The following is an 18,525-nucleotide window of genomic DNA, read 5'->3' on the forward strand; positions in this document are numbered from 1 at the left end:
GGTGTACGTCATTATTTTTAACTGCCGATACTGGATTTGCACAATGGACCTGACCCCACGCGAAAAAGACAAGCTGCTGATCTTCACCGCCGGCCTCGTCGCCGAACGGCGTTTGGCGCGCGGCGTGAAACTCAATTACCCGGAAGCCATGGCCTACATCTCCGCCGCCCTGCTTGAAGGCGCGCGTGACGGCCGGACGGTGGCCGAGCTGATGCACTTCGGCACTACCCTGCTCAGCCGCGAACAAGTGATGGAAGGCATCCCGGAAATGATCCCGGAGATCCAGGTTGAAGCGACGTTCCCCGACGGCACCAAACTGGTCACCGTCCACCAACCGATCGTCTGAGGCCGCGCCATGACCTACTCCATTCGCGATGCCCTGCATGCCGATCTGCCAGCGATCCGCGATATCTACAACGATGCCGTGCTCAACACCACAGCGATCTGGAATGAACAGGCCGTCGACCTCGGCAACCGCCAGGCGTGGTTTAGCGCGCGTCAGGCCCAGGCCTATCCGATTCTGGTGATCGTCGACGCCGACAACACTGTGCTCGGCTACGCTTCGTTCGGTGACTGGCGGCCGTTCGACGGTTTCCGCCACACCGTCGAGCACTCGGTTTATGTGCGCAGCGACCAGCGTGGCAACGGCCTCGGCCCGCAACTGATGACCGCACTGATCGAACGGGCGAAGAACTGCGGCAAGCACGTGATGGTCGCCGCCATCGAAAGTGGCAACGCCGCTTCGATTCGCTTGCACGAGCGAGCCGGTTTCATCACCACCGGACAGATGCCGCAAGTCGGCACCAAGTTCGGCCGCTGGCTCGACCTGACCTTTATGCAACTGACCCTCAATCCTGGCGCGGAGCCGCCTGAAACCATCAAGGAGTGACACCGATGAACGCCGCCCAACTGCGCCGCGTCAACGCTGAAAGCTTTGCCCATTATCGTCAGGGCCTGATCGATCTGCTGTTGGACGCGGTGGGTTATGGCGCCAGCGTCGGTTTCATGGCCGATCTCGATGCGGTACAGGCGCGCGCGTATTTCGATGAAGTTCAGGACAACGTCAACAAGGGCAGCGTGCTGCTCTGGGTCGTGGTCAAGGACGAAGAAGTACTGGCCAGCGTGCAATTGGGGCTCTGCCAAAAGTCCAACGGACTCAATCGTGCCGAGGTGCAAAAACTGCTGGTGCGCGAAGGCGCGCGGCGTCGCGGTCTCGGTCAACAATTGATGAGCGCGCTGGAACTCGAGGCGCCCAAGCACAAGCGCGGCATGCTTTACCTCGACACCGAGGCCGGCTCTCCCGCCGAAGATTTCTACAAGGCACTGGGTTACACCCATGCGGGTCAGATTCCCGATTACGCCTGCGACCCGAACGGTACTTATCGACCGACCGCCCTCTATTACAAGATTCTGCAAGGAGCCCAGCGATGATTCCTGGCCAGTACCAGATCCAGCCCGGCGACATCGAACTCAACGTTGATCGCCGCACTATCCGCCTGAAAGTCGCCAACAGTGGCGACCGGCCGATTCAGGTGGGGTCGCACTATCACTTTTTTGAAACCAACGACGCGCTGGCGTTTGATCGCGCGGCCAGTCGTGGCATGCGCCTGAACATTCCGGCAGGGACAGCGGTGCGTTTTGAACCGGGGCAGAGTCGCGAGGTGGAACTGGTGGATTACGCCGGGCATCGGCGGGTGTTCGGGTTTGCCGGAAGAATCATGGGTGATCTCGACTGATTGATCGTTCCCACGCTCTGCGTGGGAATGCATCCCGTGACGCTCCGCGTCACATAACGGCGGACGCAGAGCGTCCATGGCGGCATTCCCACGCAGAGCGTGGGAACGATCATTGAATCCCAAGGCAAGCACATGAAGATTTCTAAACAAGCCTACGCCGACATGTTCGGCCCCACCGTCGGCGACAAGGTGCGCCTGGCCGACACCGAACTGTGGATTGAAGTCGAAAAAGACTTCACCACCTACGGCGAAGAAGTGAAATTCGGTGGCGGCAAAGTCATCCGTGACGGCCAGGGCCAAAGCCAATTGCTGGCCGCCGAAGTCGTCGACACACTGATCACCAACGCACTGATCATCGACCACTGGGGCATCGTCAAAGCCGACGTCGGCCTCAAGGACGGGCGCATCGCCGCGATCGGCAAGGCCGGTAACCCGGACGTGCAGCCCAACGTGACCATCGCCATCGGCGCTGGCACCGAAGTGATCGCCGGCGAGGGCATGATCCTCACCGCTGGCGGCATCGACACGCACATCCACTTCATCTGTCCACAGCAAATCGAAGAAGCGCTGATGAGCGGCGTTACCACCATGATCGGCGGTGGCACAGGACCTGCCACCGGCACCAACGCCACCACTTGCACCTCGGGCCCGTGGCATCTGGCGCGCATGCTTCAGGCCGCCGACGCCTTTCCGATGAACATCGGCCTCACCGGCAAGGGCAACGCCAGCCTGCCGGAACCGCTGATCGAGCAGGTCAAGGCCGGCGCCATCGGCCTCAAGCTGCACGAAGACTGGGGCACCACCCCGGCGAGCATCGACAACTGCCTGACTGTCGCCGACCAATACGACGTGCAGGTGGCGATTCACACCGACACCCTCAACGAGTCCGGCTTCGTCGAAACCACCCTCGGCGCGTTCAAGGGCCGCACCATCCACACCTATCACACCGAAGGCGCCGGTGGCGGCCACGCACCGGACATCATCAAGGCTTGCGGCTTCCCCAACGTGCTGCCAAGTTCGACCAACCCCACCCGCCCGTTCACCCGCAACACCATCGACGAACACCTCGACATGCTGATGGTCTGCCATCACCTCGACCCAAGCATCGCCGAAGACGTCGCATTCGCCGAAAGCCGTATCCGTCGCGAGACGATTGCCGCCGAAGACATCCTCCACGACCTTGGCGCGTTCTCGATGATCAGCTCCGACAGCCAGGCCATGGGCCGCGTCGGCGAAGTCATCACGCGCACCTGGCAGACCGCCGACAAGATGAAAAAACAGCGCGGCCCACTGCCGCAGGACGGCGCAGGCAACGACAACTTCCGCGCCAAACGCTACATCGCCAAATACACGATCAACCCGGCGATCACCCACGGTATCAGCCATGAGGTCGGTTCGATCGAGGTCGGCAAATGGGCCGACCTGGTGCTCTGGCGTCCGGCGTTTTTCGGCGTAAAACCGACGCTGATTCTCAAGGGCGGAGCGATTGCCGCGAGCCTCATGGGCGACGCCAACGCTTCGATCCCGACGCCGCAACCGGTGCATTACCGCCCGATGTTTGCCAGTTACGGTGGCTCGTTGCACGCCACCAGCCTGACCTTTATCAGTCAGGCGGCAGAGGAAGCCGGACTGCCTGAAGCATTGGGACTGAAGAAGAAAATCGCTGTGGTCAAAGGTTGCCGCGACGTGCAGAAAACCGACCTGATCCACAACGACTACCTGCCGAACATCGACGTCGACCCGCAGACTTATCAGGTCAAGGCCGACGGCGTATTGCTGTGGTGTGAGCCCGCGGAAACATTGCCGATGGCGCAGCGCTACTTTCTGTTTTGAACCACTGAGGCAAAGCACCTGGAGGCGCCCCAACGCCTCCAGATTTTATTACGGCTGAACCGTAAACGGCGGATACACCGTTTGCAGCTTCGCGCGATCAATCGCTTTTTGCGTCAGGCTTTTCTCCAGCGTCTGCAAGGCTTCGAACTGCGCCATATCGTCCTCATCCTTGAGAGAGGTCAGCAACTCATCGAACTCTGTGCGGTAAGTACGCTTGAGAAATTGCTGCCAAAACGGCTGTTCAAGAATTCGTGGCGCCAGCAGATCTCCCTCCTCCAGCGCAATCACTCGCTGATAAGCATCCTCGATCATCTTCTCGGTGACGCCGGCGACTTTGCGGAACAACATGCCGCGCGACTGCCACGGCAGGTCCAGGCGGTCGGCCAGATCGGTCATGTAGGCCATATGAACCTCCACTTCATCAATGCTGCCGGTGACTCCGTCAGCATTCTCGCGGCGAAATGTCTCGCCAGCTTTCAAGCGATCGGCCACACGCTGTCGGGCGATTTGCCCCAACTCGTCGAGGCGCGATTTACCACGAGCCAGCGCCACCAGTTCGGCCTCCACCAGATCGGTGCTGATCAACCCGTAGGCCTCATGCACCAGCACCTCGACGCCCATTGCATTGAAAAACTGCGCACCGGCATCCGCACAGGTTGTGGAGGCGACGGCCTCGGCGAAAATTTTCTCGCGCAGCGCGGTGTTCTCGTTCATGGCGAAAATCATTCGCCAGACCTTGGCCGTGAGGTCGGTTCGGTAAGTCGAATCCGTGGTACCGAAGTCGGCGGAGGCCGTCAGCTTGCGCAACTCGTTAAAGAACGGCTCGGCACCGAACTCATCTTCGACCTCATCCCATAACGGCTGGCGTGCATTCCATTCAGCCTCACTCATGCCTGCATCCCAGTAGGAGCTGTCGATGGTGCCCCGCGACGGATAGGGACGGTCCGGGTCGAGGCCGACAGACTCGATGTACCGCTTGAGCTTCTCGAGATTCTCTGCAGACAGATGGAAGGCGTCACGGCTGACGTTGGTGCGCGCAATCAGTTCGGCGTATACCGAACCTGGCGCAACGTCCGGAAGCTCGCTGAGCTGGTTGAAGCGCAAGTCCAAATACAGATTGCGCGGACGTTGCTTGGCAAACAGACCGATCGGCCATGTGTCGATACCGGTACTGTCCAGGGTCAGTATCAGCAAGGCCGGCATTTGGCTGATGTCCGGCACTTGCCCAAGTGGGTTGCCATCAAGCTTGAGCACATGCAACCGACTCATCGCGCGCAACCTTGCGGCGCTTTCAGCGGTCAGCGAGATCTGATTGTCCGAAAGCGTCAGCACACGAAGGTACGCCATGTTGCTGATCACCTCTGGAAAATCGCTCAAACGGTTCTTCCACAGATCGAGGTCGCGCAACTGACGAAAGCTGCCTAGAAAGTGCTGTTGGTCGCTGAGAATCTGGCCGTTCTGCAGGCTCAATGAAGTGACATGATCGAAACTGGCGGTGAGCCGGGGCATCGTCAGCAGATGACGGTCCATCGGCAGGCCATTGAGTACCAACGCCTGCGCGCGGATCACTCCCGATGCCGGGGGGCCAGCAGGGCCGGTGCGTTGCCAGCATTGGCGCAGAAGCTGATAGACCCGGTTGCGCGACGTCCACTCCGCCACGCCTTCGGGGCTGAAGCGATAGGCCAGGCTCATGTCGTTCAACCAGCGCTGGAACGCCAGGTTGAACCTGCTGAACTCTTTTTCCAGCGCCGCTACACGCATTTCCATCACGTTGGCGCCGAAGCCGTCGAGCAGGCTTTCCACCTGTGCGTCCGTGAAGGCGGGATACAGCGACCCGACTCGGCGCTTGAGCGCTGACCAGTCTTTAGGCCGTAGCGGATAACCTTGCATACCGCCACGCAAGCGCATGTTTTCGGGATCATAAGCGGGCTTGCGAACAGGGTTTTCCAGCAGCACCTGTTCGAATTGCTCGTGACTCAGAGGCGAACGCTGAATCGCCTGTTTCAGCAAGTCCCCCTGAAAAATGTCGAAACCCAGCGCCTGACGCTGCGCATCGGGCAAGGCGTGCAGTACCGCGCTATAAAGATCCTCGGCACTGTGCAGCTGCAATCCTTGTTCATCGCGTGCACTGTAGAGGCCGTCCTCATCAGCGATCAGCACTTTGCGAATCGGCGCATCCGCCGCGCCAACGCTGGCCTGCAACCGGCCGTCGAAAGCGAGCTCGCGAATGTCGATGCGCACTTGCGCCGACCAGCCCGGCAGGCTCTCCATCGAACGCAGTACCAGGCGATGGCTGTCCGTACTCTCCAGTTGTTCCAGGTACAAACCTTCGTAGGCGCGATTCAGACGAACCTTTTCACCCGCCGTGCGCAGTTGCTGACGCAGCTTGAGGACGACCTGCCCGCTCTCCTCGAACACCCGCACACTCTGCGGGTCGGCGTCCTTGAGCACTTGTTCGATCACACTGCAGGGTAACTCGGGGTAATCGCTGTGCAATCTGCGCACACGCATGTCGGCGGAAACATCCGAGGTTTTGTATTGCGACTCGAACACCCGTGAAGCACGCTTGGTGGCACGCTGCGCCAGCGCTTCACGCAATGCCTGGACACGCACGGTTTTGTCGGTGGAGATGGCGCGGCCGAGCAGCGCTTCGATTTCCGTCTCATCCAGAAACGCCAGTACCCGGCCTTCAAGATTGCCCGTCTGAATGTCTTCCTGGCTGACGATAAGCGTGTCGACCGCAGCGGCGTTGGAGTTGCCGTAGGTGATCGAGTCTCGACCGGTCGGCAGCGGATCTTTCAGGGTGATGGCTTTTGACTCGGGCCAGCGCGGCAACTCAGTCAGCAGCCCCGGCAGATAACCGCTCAGGTGATCGCTGATGTGGCCGTTGCGGATCTGTTCACCGAACTGGCTGATCGAGGCGTAGAGATCGAAGCGATTAAGGGTATCGGTCAACAAGGGCGGCGGCAGCTCATGTTCGACATGCAGGCGGCGCAGCACACCGTCATCGATACCGCTGACCTTGAGCACTTGTGCCAGCGTTGATTCACTGAAGGTGGCGGCCAGCGGATTGAGACGGCGCAACAACTGAATCTGTTCCCACTCAAGCGGACGTTCGACTTCGCTCTTCCAGGCGCCCGCCCGGTTGTGCTCGACCCGAGGCGCATAGGCGTCGGCTCGCGTCGGGTGTTGCATGCGGAACTGGCCGTTGAGTGGATCCTCCTTCACCACGTACTGCCTGCCCTGCAGGTGCAACACTTTTTTTCCTTGATGCGGATACAGCCCGGACTCGTCAGCCCAAGTACCGGCAGGAAGCGCCAGATTGTGCGCATAGGGGGCCAGATCGGGGTTCCACATTTTCGTGCGGCCATCGGCCAGGGGCACCGCCTTGAGGTTGTCGACAAAAGACGAAGGTTTAATGGCTACAGCGCCTTTGGGCAGAATATGCCCGGCGCTCATCAATGCCAGTTGCGTAAAGTTGAGGATCACGCTGTTGATGTGTGCGCACGCCTCCTCCTTGTCACCGTGACTCCAGTCCTCGATGCCCTCGGCAAATTCGGCCAGCAACTGGGCGACCATCACCCCGAGCATTACCTCGCCGACGCCCGGTACCAGCATCACGACGAAGTTGAAGATGTTCCAGCCATAGTCCAGATAGCTGATCAGTCGGTTCCAGCGGCTTTTAGCATCTTCATCCCCCGTAGGCACAGCGATCAGTCGTGCATCGCTGATCGACTTGTCGCGTTTGCGCAGGTACAGGTGCTCCCAGAGACCGCCCTGGATCGGCACGGTGATCGGTTCCGCATGGGGGGTTTCAATCGGTGTCTCCCGCCACCACGGTCCCATGTCGAGAGGCTCGCGCTGATGCCAGGTGATTTCCTTGAGACGCTCATTGACCCGTCTGAAAAATTTCGGCTTGTCCTTCTGCGCCACAAACCGACTGAAAAACTGTTGATAGGATTTTTCCAGCAACTGCGTGGCCAAGGCTTTCATGAACGCGGTCAGCGACGGGTATTCTTTCAATGGATGCAGCGGATCATCCGGGATATAGGCAACCAACGGCCCATTCAGAATACTTTGATCGTAGAAGTCGTTACGCCGGGACATTTCGTCAGTGACAGCACTGGGTCCATTGGCGAACACATCACTGAGCACTTTGTATTTTTCATACAGATTATCGTTGAGGCCGGGGATACGCCGCGACCAGTCAAACAGGAACTGAAGTTCTGGCGATACTAGCCCCAGCAGGAATTTCTCGATCTCGTTTTTTTCTGCAACGGCACTGAACAGCACGATACCGGACAACTCCAACCCCATGATCCGCAAACGATGCGCCTTCAACGCACGCCCGTGAAAGCTGATCGATCGTTGTCCGCTGATCACGTCGCTGATGACGGCCTGAGCGTGCATGCCCAGATCGGCGTTCATTCCAGCAATGGCCGCGGCGACTTGCAGCGCGGACTTTTCGACCGCCACCGATTGCGTTCTCAATGTCGCTTGCTTCGTCACATCGTCGGGCAGCAACAACGCCTTGAGGTGTTGCTGATATTGCGCGCCAATATCCAGCGAGCGGCAGACGCTGGCAACCTCACCGACCGTGATAGCGTGCTGCACAGGCGCGCCGTCAGCGTCGGCGACGTACACACCGGAGCCGCTGCGAAAGTAGCCGTCCTCGGTTTCCGCCTGTTCGAAATTGTGCAACGCCGCGGCCAGCAATGTGGAGTGCTGCGAGCGCGTGGCCCCTCGGTCGATGCCGAAAATGATTTTGTCCGGGACGTAAAGCCTGAGCATCGTCGCGTCGACGTCCAGATCGACCTTCAATTGGCTTTTCAGGGCCTCGGTCAGCAAGGGCCGGGCAAAGTCTTCGATGTTCTGTTCAAGGTGCTTCAGGGAGGCATCGACGCCCCCCTGAAGCTGCCAATGGGTGTGTACCAGTTGCTGCAAACGCACGCGGCCTGCTGCTGGCCATGACGAATAGTGTTTTGCAACGTTGAGGTTCGCTTCCAGCGATTGAAGCCGATGGGCCGGAGCCTGTTTGATAGCCTCTGGAATAAGCCCGATTAATACATCGTGATGCGGGCCGTTATCTGTCGAAACTGTGTTTGTCACAATATCCATATTGAGAACCTCGTCATCCAATAACTGGCGCTCAGATTACGGATGACGAGAAAAAACAAAAAACCAAAATCCTGCTCAAGAACACGCTGAAAAAGCCATAACCGCGCAGTTATTAAAGAGCCGAAAATACATATGTACCGCACTAAAAAAAATTCCCCGGGAGCCGGGCACCAGCGGTCGTGTATTTCTCGCCAGAGAGGCTAATATGCGAATCGCCGTCCATCGATTCATACGCAGGTAACCGCTTATGCGCCTTTCCGAATTCATCGTATGCAACGTGGATCCCATCGTCGCGGAGTGGGAGCAGTTCGCCGCCTCTATCACTCCCGCTGCCGATTACATGGACGCAGAAGGCCTGCGTGATCACGCCAAAGCCATTCTGTTGGCCGCCGCCCGTGACATGAACAAACCGCAGAGTGCCGACGAACAAGCCGCCAAAGCCAAGGGCGAAGGCCCGGAGAAAACCCCAAGCCTGGATCAGGCCGGCGCCAGTCATGGTGAGTTGCGCCACATCGCGGGCTTTGATCTGGTACAGATGACCTCGGAGTTTCGTCATTTGCGCGCCTGTGTGATCCGCCGCTGGGTCGACAGCCTCAAATCACCGGACATGACTTACTTTCAGGACATGATTCGTTTCAATGAAGCCATTGATGAAGCGCTGGCCGAGTCGACGGCGGCGTACGCAGAACAGGTCAACCGTTCGCGGGACATCTTTCTGGCGATCCTTGGCCATGACCTGCGCGCGCCGCTGCAAGCGGTGAGCATGTCCACCGAGTTGCTATTACGCAAAGCGGCGCTGGAAGGCGAGGCGCTGACCTGCGCCCACAACATCAAGCGCGGCGCTCGGCACATGGCCGCGATGGTCAGTGATTTGCTGGAGTGGGTGCGCAGTCGCCTCGGCAAAAGTCTGCCGATCGAACCCGCCCCGATGGATCTGGCCGAAGCGGCGCGAGCGGCGATCGCCGAGGCGTGCGCCGGCAACCCGAATTGCTCGCCAGTGCTGCACATTCACGGTGATACGCAAGGTATGTGGGACGCGGGGCGCATCGATCAATTGCTGCAGAACCTGATCGGCAATGCGCTGCAGCATGGCTCGAACACGCAACAGGTGACGCTGACGTTGCAGGATGAGGCGGACGCGGTATGCCTGTCGGTTCACAACTTCGGCACACCGATTCCGGAAGACGCGCTGGCGACGATTTTTGATCCGTTGGTGCGCAGCGCCGATGAAGCACTCGGGCAGCCTTCGACCAGTCTGGGGTTAGGCTTGTTTATCGTCAGGGAAGTGGTCAATGCCCATGGCGGGACGATTGAAGTCAGCTCGAATGAGGCTGACGGCACACGGTTCAGCGTGGTGTTACCGCGAACCCTGTAGGAGCTGCCGAAGGCTGCGATCTTTTGACTTGTCTTTAAAAACAAAATCAACAGATCGCAGCCTTCGGCAGCTCCTACAGGGGGTTATTCGATGACCAGGCGTGCCAGGCGTTGTTTGAGCATGCGGTTTTCGGCTCGCAACTCATGGACTTCTTCGAGCAGATCGAGCGCCAGCGCCACACCTTCCCACTCCAGCTCCAGATCGCGCCGCAGCTTCGCGGCGCGTTTGGCCAGGGCCAGTTCGTAGTCGGTGAAGCGCCATTCCCGGGGCTGCGCACCCTGAGGTTCGAGGATGCCGTGTTCGACGATTTCGATCACGTAGACGTCCGACAAATCGGCCGCCTCACAGAATTCTGCCAAGTCCAGTTGAACGATCAGGGGGCTGCTCATGATGGGCTACTCCGTCGTCGAATTCAGAAGTTCTCTCGCGGATTGAAAGCGGCTTTCTTCGCCAGTTCCTGCCACAGTGCCTTGACCTCATCGTCGGACGTTTTCGGCATCACGGCTTTGAGCTGCACGAACAGATAACCGCGCTCACCCGCCTTGTTTTTCAGGCCATGGCCTTTGGCGCGCATGCGCTGGCCGTTCTGGCTGCCGGCCGGGACTTTGAGGTTGATCTTGCCGGTCAGGGTCGGCACGGCCACCTCAGTGCCCAGCGCCAGTTCCCACGGCGCCAACGGCAAGGTGATGATCAGGTTTTCACCTTCGACATCAAATTTGGGGTGCGGCGCAAAACGAATGGTCAGGTACAGGTCGCCATTCGCCCCGCCACCGACGCCCGGTGCGCCCTGGCCCTTGAGGCGAATACGCTCGCCGTCGGTCACGCCCGCCGGGATCTTCACGTTCAGGCTCTTGCTGGTGTTGCTGACGTGCTGGCCGTTGGCGTTGTATTGCGGCACCTGGAAGGTGACTTTCTTCGATTCGTTGGCGAGCGTCTCCTCGAGGAAGATCGGCAGTTCCATTTCCACGTCTTGCCCTCGGCGCCCTGCACTGCGTTGTTGCCGACCTTCACCGCCACCGAAACCGGGGCCGCGATTGCCGAAGATCGAACTGAAGAAGTCCGAGAAGTCGCCGGTGTCAGCACTGCCGCCACCAAAGCCGCCACGGCTCTGCCAGCCCGGTGGCCCCTGGAACGGCTGACCGTGCTGGCCATAACGGCGCAGCTCGTCGTATTCGGCACGTTTGTCGGCGCTTTTCAGCGCTTCATAGGCTTCCGAGGCGTCCTTGAATTTCTCCTCGGCGTCTTTTTCCTTGCTGACATCGGGGTGGTATTTGCGCGCCAGCTTGCGATAGGCAGCCTTGATTGCCTTGTCGTCTGCTGTCGGCTCCACGCCGAGTATCTTGTAATAGTCTTTGAAGTCCATCGAAGGAGTCACCGTCCGTTATCGATTTCGCGCCGATGCCAGCATGCGCCGATTCGCGCGTGCCAGGTTGACCGATCTCAAGGTTGTGACCGGGTGGCGCAGCAGAAGTTTATCGGCAGTGGACGGCGGTTCTTGTGACCGCCGGTGGTTCTGCCGGCCCATGCCAGCAAGTTTGGGGCGAAGCTGCGATTTTCAACCAGTTTAGTCGCGAAATAGCAGATGACCGGCCTTCGATTCTGGCGCGCACTGACATACACTGCGCGGCCGTTTTTTTGACCGGAACCGAAAGACATGAAAGACGCCTCTCCAGCCCGTGCCTGCGGCATCGACTTCGGCACGTCCAACTCCACCGTCGGCTGGCTGCGCCCCGGCATGGAAACGATGATCGCGCTGGAAGACGACAAGATCACTCTGCCGTCGGTGGTCTTCTTCAACATCGAGGAACGCCGCCCGGTTTACGGTCGTCTGGCGCTGCACGAGTACCTGGAAGGCTACGAAGGCCGGCTGATGCGCTCGTTGAAAAGTTTGCTCGGTTCCAAGCTGATCAAGCACGACACCAGCGTTCTCGGCACCGCAATGCCGTTCAAGGACTTGCTCGGTCTGTTCATTGGCCAACTGAAGAGCCGTGCCGAAACTGCCGCCGGTCGGGAATTCGAGCAAGTGGTGCTCGGTCGCCCGGTGTTCTTTGTCGATGACGATCCGCTGGCGGACCAGGAAGCTGAAGACACCTTGGTCGACGTGGCGAAGAAGATTGGCTTCAAGGAAGTGTCCTTCCAGTACGAACCGATCGCCGCGGCCTTCGACTACGAGTCGACCATCGAAAAAGAAGAGCTGGTGCTGATCGTCGACATCGGCGGTGGTACCTCCGACTTCTCGCTGGTGCGCCTGTCGCCCGAGCGTCGTGGTCTGGATAACCGTCACGACGACATCCTCGCCACTGGCGGTGTGCACATCGGCGGGACCGACTTCGACAAACAGCTGAGCCTGCAAGGCCTGATGCCGCTGTTCGGCTACGGCAGCCGCATGAAGAGCGGCGCCTACATGCCGACCAGCCACCACATGAACCTGGCGACCTGGCACACCATCAACTCGGTGTATTCGCAGAAATCCAGCCTGGCGCTGGGCAGCATGCGTTACGACATCGAAGACACCGGCGGTATCGATCGCCTGTTCAAGTTGATCGAACAACGCGCCGGCCACTGGCTGGCGATGGAAGTCGAAGAAACCAAGATCCAGCTGACCCACACCGACAGCCGCCATGTGCCGCTGGATCGCATCGAGGCCGGGTTGAGCGTTGAGCTGAGCCGAGCGCTGTTTGAATCGGCGATCGATGCGCTGCTGGAGCGGGTACGCGGCAGTGTTACGCAGCTGTTGAGCGATGCCGGTGTGGCGGTCGATCAGGTCGACACGGTGTTCTTCACTGGTGGCTCGAGCGGGATTCCGGCGCTGCGCAACAGCGTCTCGGCGATGCTGCCGAATACGCGGCATGTTGAAGGGAACATCTTCGGCAGCATTGGTAGCGGCTTGGCGATTGAAGCGATGAAACGCTACGGCGCCATGAACTGATGATCGTTCTCACGCTCCGCGTGGGAACGCCGCCATGGACGCTCTGCGTCCGCTGTTGAGGCTGTGACGCGGAGCGTCACGGGATGCTTTCCCACGCAGAGCGTGGGAACGATCACGGGGTGGTTACACCATCCCGCCCAGCTTCAACTCACTCTTCAAATACGCGTAATAAATCGGCCCCGCCACCACCCCCGGCAGGCCGAACGCGGCCTCGAACACCAGCATCGCCAGCAACAACTCCCACGACTTGGCACTGATCTGCCCGCCGACAATCCGCGCGTTGAGGAAGTATTCGAGCTTGTGGATAACGATCAGATAACCCAACGCCGCCACCGCCACCCAGATCGACAGTGACAGGCCGACGATGGTGATCAGTGTGTTGGAAATCAGATTGCCGATCACCGGCAGCAAGCCAAGCAGGAAGGTCAGCACGATCAGGGTTTTGGTCAACGGCAGCTTCACGCCGAACATCGGCAGGATCACCGCGAGGAAGATCCCGGTGAAGAAAGTGTTGAGCAAGGCGATCTTGATCTGCGCGAAGACAATATTGCGAAACGCCTGAACCAGCAGGTGCAGACGGTCGAACAGCGCCGCCGCCAGCGGTTTGCGCTTGGTGACGTCGGGCACGCGCTGCAGGGCGATGATCGCGCCGAGCACCATGCCGATCAGCAGCGTCACAAACATGTGCGCCGCGTCTTTGCCGACCAGTTGCAGTTCGGAGAGATGCTTGCTCAGCCATTCGCCGATCGCCACGCGAAACTCACCGGCGCTGGCCGGCAGATAAGCGTCGATAAACGGCGGCAATTGCCCGCGCGCACGGTCGACCACGCCCATGAATTTGTCGAGCGAAGCGCCAGGGTTTTCCGCTTCGTGCAGCAGGAAACTGATCGCGCCGGCAAAGAGCAGCGCCAGCACACTGACCACCAACGTACCCAGTAGCGCCACCGCCAGCCAGCGCGCACGTCGACCTTCAATCAACCGCTGCAATTGCGGGGTGAGCATGTTGACCAGTTCGAACACCAGCAACCCGGCCAACAGGCTCGGCAACAAGCGCAACGGCAACACCAACAGCAATCCGCCGAAAATGATGATGCAACTGACCCAGAACACAACATGACGCTCAGAAAACGTTGGCATACAGCCTCAAAACGAACGGCGTAAAAGGATTGGCAGTCTGCCAGCGTTCCGGCGCCGAAGCGAGCACAGGCCCGGGGTGCCCGTCGCGCCGAAAAGATCGCAGCCTGCGGCAGCTCCTACATTCATCTCCTGTAGGCGCTGCCGCAGGCTGCGATCTTTTGATCTTATTTTTTCTTCAGGCAATCACTCATGAAGGTCTTGCGCGCATCGCCGGTCAGCGCTTTGGTTTTCGCATCGGCGTTGCAGGTTTTCATTTTTTCCTGCTGCGGGGTCAGGGCCTTGCCATCGTTGGCCGCAGGCGCTGCCTTCAGGCAAGTGCTCATAAAGGTTTTGCGTTCATCGCCTTTGAGGCTCTTGGCGGTCGCATCGGCATTGCAGGTGGTCATCTTGTTCTGTTGCGCCGTGGCGGCGAAACCCTGAGAACACAGGAGCAAACCAATCATCAACAAAGGCACACGCAACATCTTCATGGAGTTTTCTCCTTGTCGCCGCACCGAGGGGGGCGGCCTCTGCCGAAGTGTAGTCAAAGCTTGTTACACCTTCCTGCCTTCACGGTGGCTGCGTCGATACTGCTCCGGCGTGCAACCGGCCTGGCGGGCGAACATGGCGATAAACGCCGAGCCGCTGCTGTAGCCGAGGTCGAAGGCAATTTCCTGCACGCTGCGCGAAGACTCCAGCGCTTCGATTGCCGCGAGATAGCGCAGCCGCTGGCGCCATTCGCCAAAACTCATGCCCAACTCGCGCACAAATTGCCGCGCCAGCGTGCGCTCGCTGACATGCACCTGCAGCGCCCAGTGTGCCAGCGGCTGGTTGTTGCCCGGCTCGGCTTGCAGGGTTTCGAGGATCGCCAGCAATCCCGGACTGCTCGCATAGGGCAGATAGCACTCATGCACCGGCGCCTGCTGCAATTGATCGACCAACACCTGCGCCAGTCGCTGGTCGGCGTCGAGTACGGGAATCTTCACGTCACGGGCGGCGAAGTCCTTGAGAATCGCCTTGAGGATGTCGCTGATCGCCAACGTGCAGGCACGCCGGGGCAAATCGGCGCAGACCTTGGGATCAAGGCACACCGCACGATAGTTGACCGGTTGATGACTGTAGAAACTGTGCTCGACCTGCGGCGGCACCCACACCGCGTATTGCGGCGGTGACATGAAGCGGCTGCCGTCGACGTCCATGTGCAGCACGCCGTGCGCCGCGTATTCCAGCGTGCCCCACGGATGACGGTGCGGTGCGGCGAATTCATGGGCGTTGAAATCGGCGTAACGGAAGTACACCGCCGAAGGCAGCTCGCTAAAATCCAGCAGATCGATGTGTTTACTGTTCATGCTGTCCGGTTTCAGAGGCAGGTTGTCCGGTTTGAAGTATAGGCCTGCATCCAGACAAGGGATAATTGCGACTCATCAACGTACTGGTTTCAACTCATGCAATACGCGTTTCCGCTGCTGGCGATTTTTATCTGGGCCGGCAATACCGTGATCAACAAACTGGCGGTCGGGGCGATTTTCCCCGCCGAGATCGGTTTCTATCGCTGGCTGCTCGCCGGGTTGTTGTTCACCCCGTTCATGCTCAAAGCGGTGATCGCGCACTGGCCGCAGATTCGCCCGAATCTGAGCAAGATCTTCGTCCTCGGCGTGCTTGGCATGGCGGTGTATCAGAGCCTCGCTTACTTCGCCGCAACCCTGACCACCGCGACCAACATGGGCATCATTCTGTCGCTGATGCCGTTGATGTCGCTGGCCATGGCGATCATCAGTCTCGGTCAGCGCCTGACTGCCGGCGCATTGGTGGGCGCGGTGCTGTCGTTTGCCGGCGTATTGGTGGTGGTGTCGTCCGGCAGCCTCGGCGCATTGCTGCAGCACGGCGTGAACATGGGCGATGCGATGATGTTGATCGCGACTTTGGCTTACGCGATTTACAGCACGTTATTGAAGAAATGGCAGCTGCGCCTGCCGCCGCTGGTGTTGCTGTACTTGCAGGTGCTGGTGGCGATTGTCGTATTGTTTCCGTTGTATGCGGCTTCACCGAAAACCGGTTTGACCCTGCAGAACATTCCGCTGGTGTTGTATGCGTGTCTGTTGGCTTCGATGCTTGCGCCGTTGGCGTGGATGCAGGCTGTGCAACGCCTGGGGCCGAGCCGGACGACGTTGTTTTTCAATCTGCTGCCGTTGATTACTGCGCTGATTGCGGCAGTGGTACTGAAGGAGCAGTTGGCGATGTATCACCTGGTCGGCGGATTGCTGACGTTGGCTGGGGTGATTCTGTCCGAGCGTTGGACGACGGCGTTAGGCCGAAAGTTAAGCGTTGCCTGATTTGGCCTTTGTGGTGAGGGGATTTATCCCCGATGGGTCGCGCAGCGGCCCCAAAATCTCAAGATCGACGACTGCTTCGCAGCCGATCGGGGATAAATCCCCTCGCCACAAAAGCTCATCTATCTCAATGATAGTTAAAGGCCGGCAGCTTCTAGTCGCGCCGCATGCTCGACAAACAGCCGCACCGGCTCCGCGCCTTTCCCCACCAGCCCCAGCGACTGGTTGACGATGTCGAAATGATCCAGTGGATAGTCATCGCCAATCACCGTGCCCAGATGCGAGCTGTAGCGCCCGACCATCCCGTCGCACTGCCCCGACTCACGCACGAATGTCCTGGCAAACAATCGACAGCTGCGGTGGGTCCCATCGAACAGATTGCCGCCGCGATCGGTCTTGCCCGGCTGCAACGTCCCCGACCACGAGTAGTACCGCACACCGTTGACCTCTTCCGGCCCGTGCCCGCCCCAGGTTTCGGGCAGGCCCTGTGGATAACGCTGGTTGAACAGCGCCACGCCGTCAGTGGTCAGCGACTGGTGCGAGGCGCGGATATCCACCGGCAGTTTCGGCCCGCGATAGCCGGTGTCCAATAACGCCATCAGCCACCCGATAAAACGCAGCAGCACCTCCAGCAAGCGCCCCTTGGCGCTGTTGGCCGGGTAGTGTCGTTGCAGATAATCGGCCAGTTCCGAACCATGATTGGGCCCGGCCACCGACGTCACCGAGGCGACCAGATCCGGGCGTTTCGCCGCCGCATACCGCGCCGTCAACGAGCCCTGACTGTGGCCGAACAGGTTGACCTTCTGCGCGCCGGTGTCGCGCAGGATCTCGTCGATGCGCGCCAGCAACTGTTCGCCGCGCACCTCAGTCGAATTGAGCGGCGACACCTGCACGGCAATCACCGTTGCACCACCACGGCGCAACGCTTTGACGATTCCATACCAATACGGATAAAGCACCAGCCGGATAAACCCGAGCATGCCCGGGACCAGCACCAGCGGATAACGCGTGGACATGGGCAGACATCCTTGTGGTCGGTGAGTGGATGCAAGGCCTGCAAAACGCTCGCCAAGCATCCTCCGTGATCATGACAACTCAACCACCAGCCTACTTCAGCCCCACCACCCCCGCCACAATCAGCCCGACCGACAGCAGTTTGACCAGCGTCAGGCTCTCGCCCAGCAGGGCAAAACCGAGGAACACCGTGCCCAGCGAGCCGATGGCCGTCCAGATCGGATAAGCAATGCTGACCGGCAATTCACGCATGGCCAGCGTGAGAAAGTAGATGCCGCCTACCGCCGCAATCACCGTGATCACCGACGGCCATGGCCGGGTGAAACCTTCGGCGTATTTCATGCCCATGGCGAAGGTGACTTCAAACCCGGCGGCGATCAGCAAGCACAGCCAGGCCACCTAGAACGCCCGGGCGAGGTCGAGCAGACGCTGCTCGGCATCGGCCACCGACACCGCGAAGGTGCGCTCGGCAGATTCTTCGCCCTCGGCGGCGACCACGCTGATGTCGTTGATGCCGACGAAGCCCAGCGCTGTGCGCAGCCATGGATCAGCGTGATTCAGCGCCTCCAGCTCGCCACCCGGGCCGAAGCCGAAACCGCCGCGACTGGTGACGATCAAGGCTTTCTTGCCCTGTAATAGCGGCGTGTATTGAGCAACGCCGTTGTCCAGGGTGTGATCGAAGGTCAGGCCCAGCCGCACGATCTGATCGACCCAGGCCTTGAGGCCGCTGGGCACACTGAAGTTGTACATCGGCGTGGAAATCAGCAGCAGATCATGATCGAGCAACTCGCCAACCAACTGGTCGCTGAGTGCCAGGTCGGCCTGCATCGACAGTGGTCGCGCCTCGGGTTCCGGGTAAAACGCTGCCGCCACGAACGCCTCGTTTACAGCTGGAATCAGTGCCCGGCCAACTTCACGACGGGTGATGTGAGCCTGCGGATGGCGCGCCTGCCAGGCGCTCAAAAAACTTTCCGCCAGACGGCGCGACGTTGAACGGTCACCACGCGGACTGGCATGAATCGCAAGAATCTTACTCATCTGTATATCCTCAGGACTAGAATCAAACGGCTTGTA

At 59.7% G+C, this 18,525-nt stretch carries 17 protein-coding genes; 8 read left to right on the forward strand and 9 right to left on the reverse strand.

Annotation, left to right across the window (positions count from 1 at the left end):
• The first annotated feature begins 43 nt into the window (after positions 1–43).
• From ureA to ureC, 5 genes are all read left to right on the forward strand, one after another.
• Positions 44–346 carry an urease subunit gamma gene (gene ureA / locus ACZZ0B_RS23135; RefSeq protein ID WP_008085431.1) on the forward strand — a complete coding sequence of 101 codons (303 nt, stop codon included), beginning with the start codon at positions 44–46 and terminating at the stop codon, positions 344–346.
• Positions 347–355: 9 nt separating this feature from the next.
• Positions 356–889, forward strand: coding sequence for an N-acetyltransferase family protein (locus ACZZ0B_RS23140; protein ID WP_463546324.1), 534 nt, complete (start codon positions 356–358; stop codon positions 887–889).
• A gap of 5 nt (positions 890–894) precedes the next feature.
• Positions 895–1,431 (forward strand): GNAT family N-acetyltransferase, encoded by a 537-nt coding sequence (locus ACZZ0B_RS23145; protein ID WP_008085433.1) that lies wholly within the window; start codon positions 895–897, stop codon positions 1,429–1,431.
• The gene (locus ACZZ0B_RS23150; protein WP_008085434.1) at positions 1,428–1,736 is read left to right on the forward strand and encodes an urease subunit beta; all 309 of its coding nucleotides are present in this window, start codon (positions 1,428–1,430) and stop codon (positions 1,734–1,736) included. Before ACZZ0B_RS23145 ends, ACZZ0B_RS23150 begins: the two co-directional genes overlap by 4 nt.
• A gap of 132 nt (positions 1,737–1,868) precedes the next feature.
• Positions 1,869–3,569: an urease subunit alpha gene (ureC, locus tag ACZZ0B_RS23155; protein ID WP_008085435.1), complete on the forward strand. Its 1,701-nt coding sequence runs from the start codon at positions 1,869–1,871 to the stop codon at positions 3,567–3,569.
• 48 nt (positions 3,570–3,617) lie between these two features.
• Here the strand turns inward: ureC and ACZZ0B_RS23160 are convergent, their stop codons facing one another.
• Complete coding sequence (locus ACZZ0B_RS23160) at positions 3,618–8,519, reverse strand: NEL-type E3 ubiquitin ligase domain-containing protein (RefSeq protein ID WP_463546325.1); 4,902 nt, start codon at positions 8,517–8,519, stop codon at positions 3,618–3,620.
• A gap of 415 nt (positions 8,520–8,934) precedes the next feature.
• Here ACZZ0B_RS23160 and ACZZ0B_RS23165 point away from each other — a divergent pair, with 415 nt between their 5' ends.
• Positions 8,935–10,062, forward strand: a complete 1,128-nt coding sequence (locus tag ACZZ0B_RS23165) for a sensor histidine kinase (protein WP_158830428.1) — start codon at positions 8,935–8,937, stop codon at positions 10,060–10,062.
• An 83-nt stretch (positions 10,063–10,145) separates the two neighbouring features.
• Here ACZZ0B_RS23165 and ACZZ0B_RS23170 read toward each other — a convergent pair whose 3' ends face one another.
• Positions 10,146–10,451: a chaperone modulator CbpM gene (locus ACZZ0B_RS23170; RefSeq protein WP_008085443.1), complete on the reverse strand. Its 306-nt coding sequence runs from the start codon at positions 10,449–10,451 to the stop codon at positions 10,146–10,148.
• Positions 10,452–10,474: 23 nt separating this feature from the next.
• Complete coding sequence (locus ACZZ0B_RS23175; RefSeq protein WP_463546326.1) at positions 10,475–11,425, reverse strand: DnaJ C-terminal domain-containing protein; 951 nt, start codon at positions 11,423–11,425, stop codon at positions 10,475–10,477.
• Between the two features lie 291 nt (positions 11,426–11,716).
• Here ACZZ0B_RS23175 and ACZZ0B_RS23180 point away from each other — a divergent pair, with 291 nt between their 5' ends.
• Entirely contained in the window at positions 11,717–12,991 is a 1,275-nt protein-coding gene (locus ACZZ0B_RS23180; RefSeq protein ID WP_463546327.1) for an Hsp70 family protein, read from the forward strand.
• Positions 12,992–13,114: 123 nt separating this feature from the next.
• Here ACZZ0B_RS23180 and ACZZ0B_RS23185 read toward each other — a convergent pair whose 3' ends face one another.
• The 3 genes from ACZZ0B_RS23185 to ACZZ0B_RS23195 all read right to left on the reverse strand — a co-directional run bounded on the left by ACZZ0B_RS23185 (position 13,115) and on the right by ACZZ0B_RS23195 (position 15,456).
• Positions 13,115–14,128, reverse strand: a complete 1,014-nt coding sequence (locus ACZZ0B_RS23185; protein ID WP_008084262.1) for an AI-2E family transporter — start codon at positions 14,126–14,128, stop codon at positions 13,115–13,117.
• A gap of 164 nt (positions 14,129–14,292) precedes the next feature.
• A complete protein-coding gene (locus tag ACZZ0B_RS23190) occupies positions 14,293–14,598 on the reverse strand; it encodes a PsiF family protein (RefSeq protein ID WP_008086206.1) in 306 nt (101 codons plus the stop codon).
• 63 nt (positions 14,599–14,661) lie between these two features.
• Positions 14,662–15,456 (reverse strand): AraC family transcriptional regulator, encoded by a 795-nt coding sequence (locus ACZZ0B_RS23195; RefSeq protein ID WP_440094935.1) that lies wholly within the window; start codon positions 15,454–15,456, stop codon positions 14,662–14,664.
• 96 nt (positions 15,457–15,552) lie between these two features.
• Here ACZZ0B_RS23195 and ACZZ0B_RS23200 point away from each other — a divergent pair, with 96 nt between their 5' ends.
• On the forward strand, positions 15,553–16,440 hold the full coding sequence (locus ACZZ0B_RS23200) for a DMT family transporter (protein ID WP_463546328.1): 888 nt from the start codon (positions 15,553–15,555) through the stop codon (positions 16,438–16,440).
• A gap of 134 nt (positions 16,441–16,574) precedes the next feature.
• Here ACZZ0B_RS23200 and ACZZ0B_RS23205 read toward each other — a convergent pair whose 3' ends face one another.
• The 3 genes from ACZZ0B_RS23205 to ACZZ0B_RS23215 all read right to left on the reverse strand — a co-directional run bounded on the left by ACZZ0B_RS23205 (position 16,575) and on the right by ACZZ0B_RS23215 (position 18,489).
• Positions 16,575–17,453 (reverse strand): alpha/beta fold hydrolase, encoded by an 879-nt coding sequence (locus ACZZ0B_RS23205; RefSeq protein ID WP_463546329.1) that lies wholly within the window; start codon positions 17,451–17,453, stop codon positions 16,575–16,577.
• A 91-nt stretch (positions 17,454–17,544) separates the two neighbouring features.
• Positions 17,545–17,850 (reverse strand): DMT family transporter, encoded by a 306-nt coding sequence (locus ACZZ0B_RS23210; RefSeq protein WP_008086196.1) that lies wholly within the window; start codon positions 17,848–17,850, stop codon positions 17,545–17,547.
• The gene (locus tag ACZZ0B_RS23215; RefSeq protein WP_463546330.1) at positions 17,851–18,489 is read right to left on the reverse strand and encodes an FMN-dependent NADH-azoreductase; all 639 of its coding nucleotides are present in this window, start codon (positions 18,487–18,489) and stop codon (positions 17,851–17,853) included. It abuts the gene before it with no gap.
• Positions 18,490–18,525: the final 36 nt, after the last annotated feature.

The organism is Pseudomonas sp. AC247, from assembly GCF_979258015.1.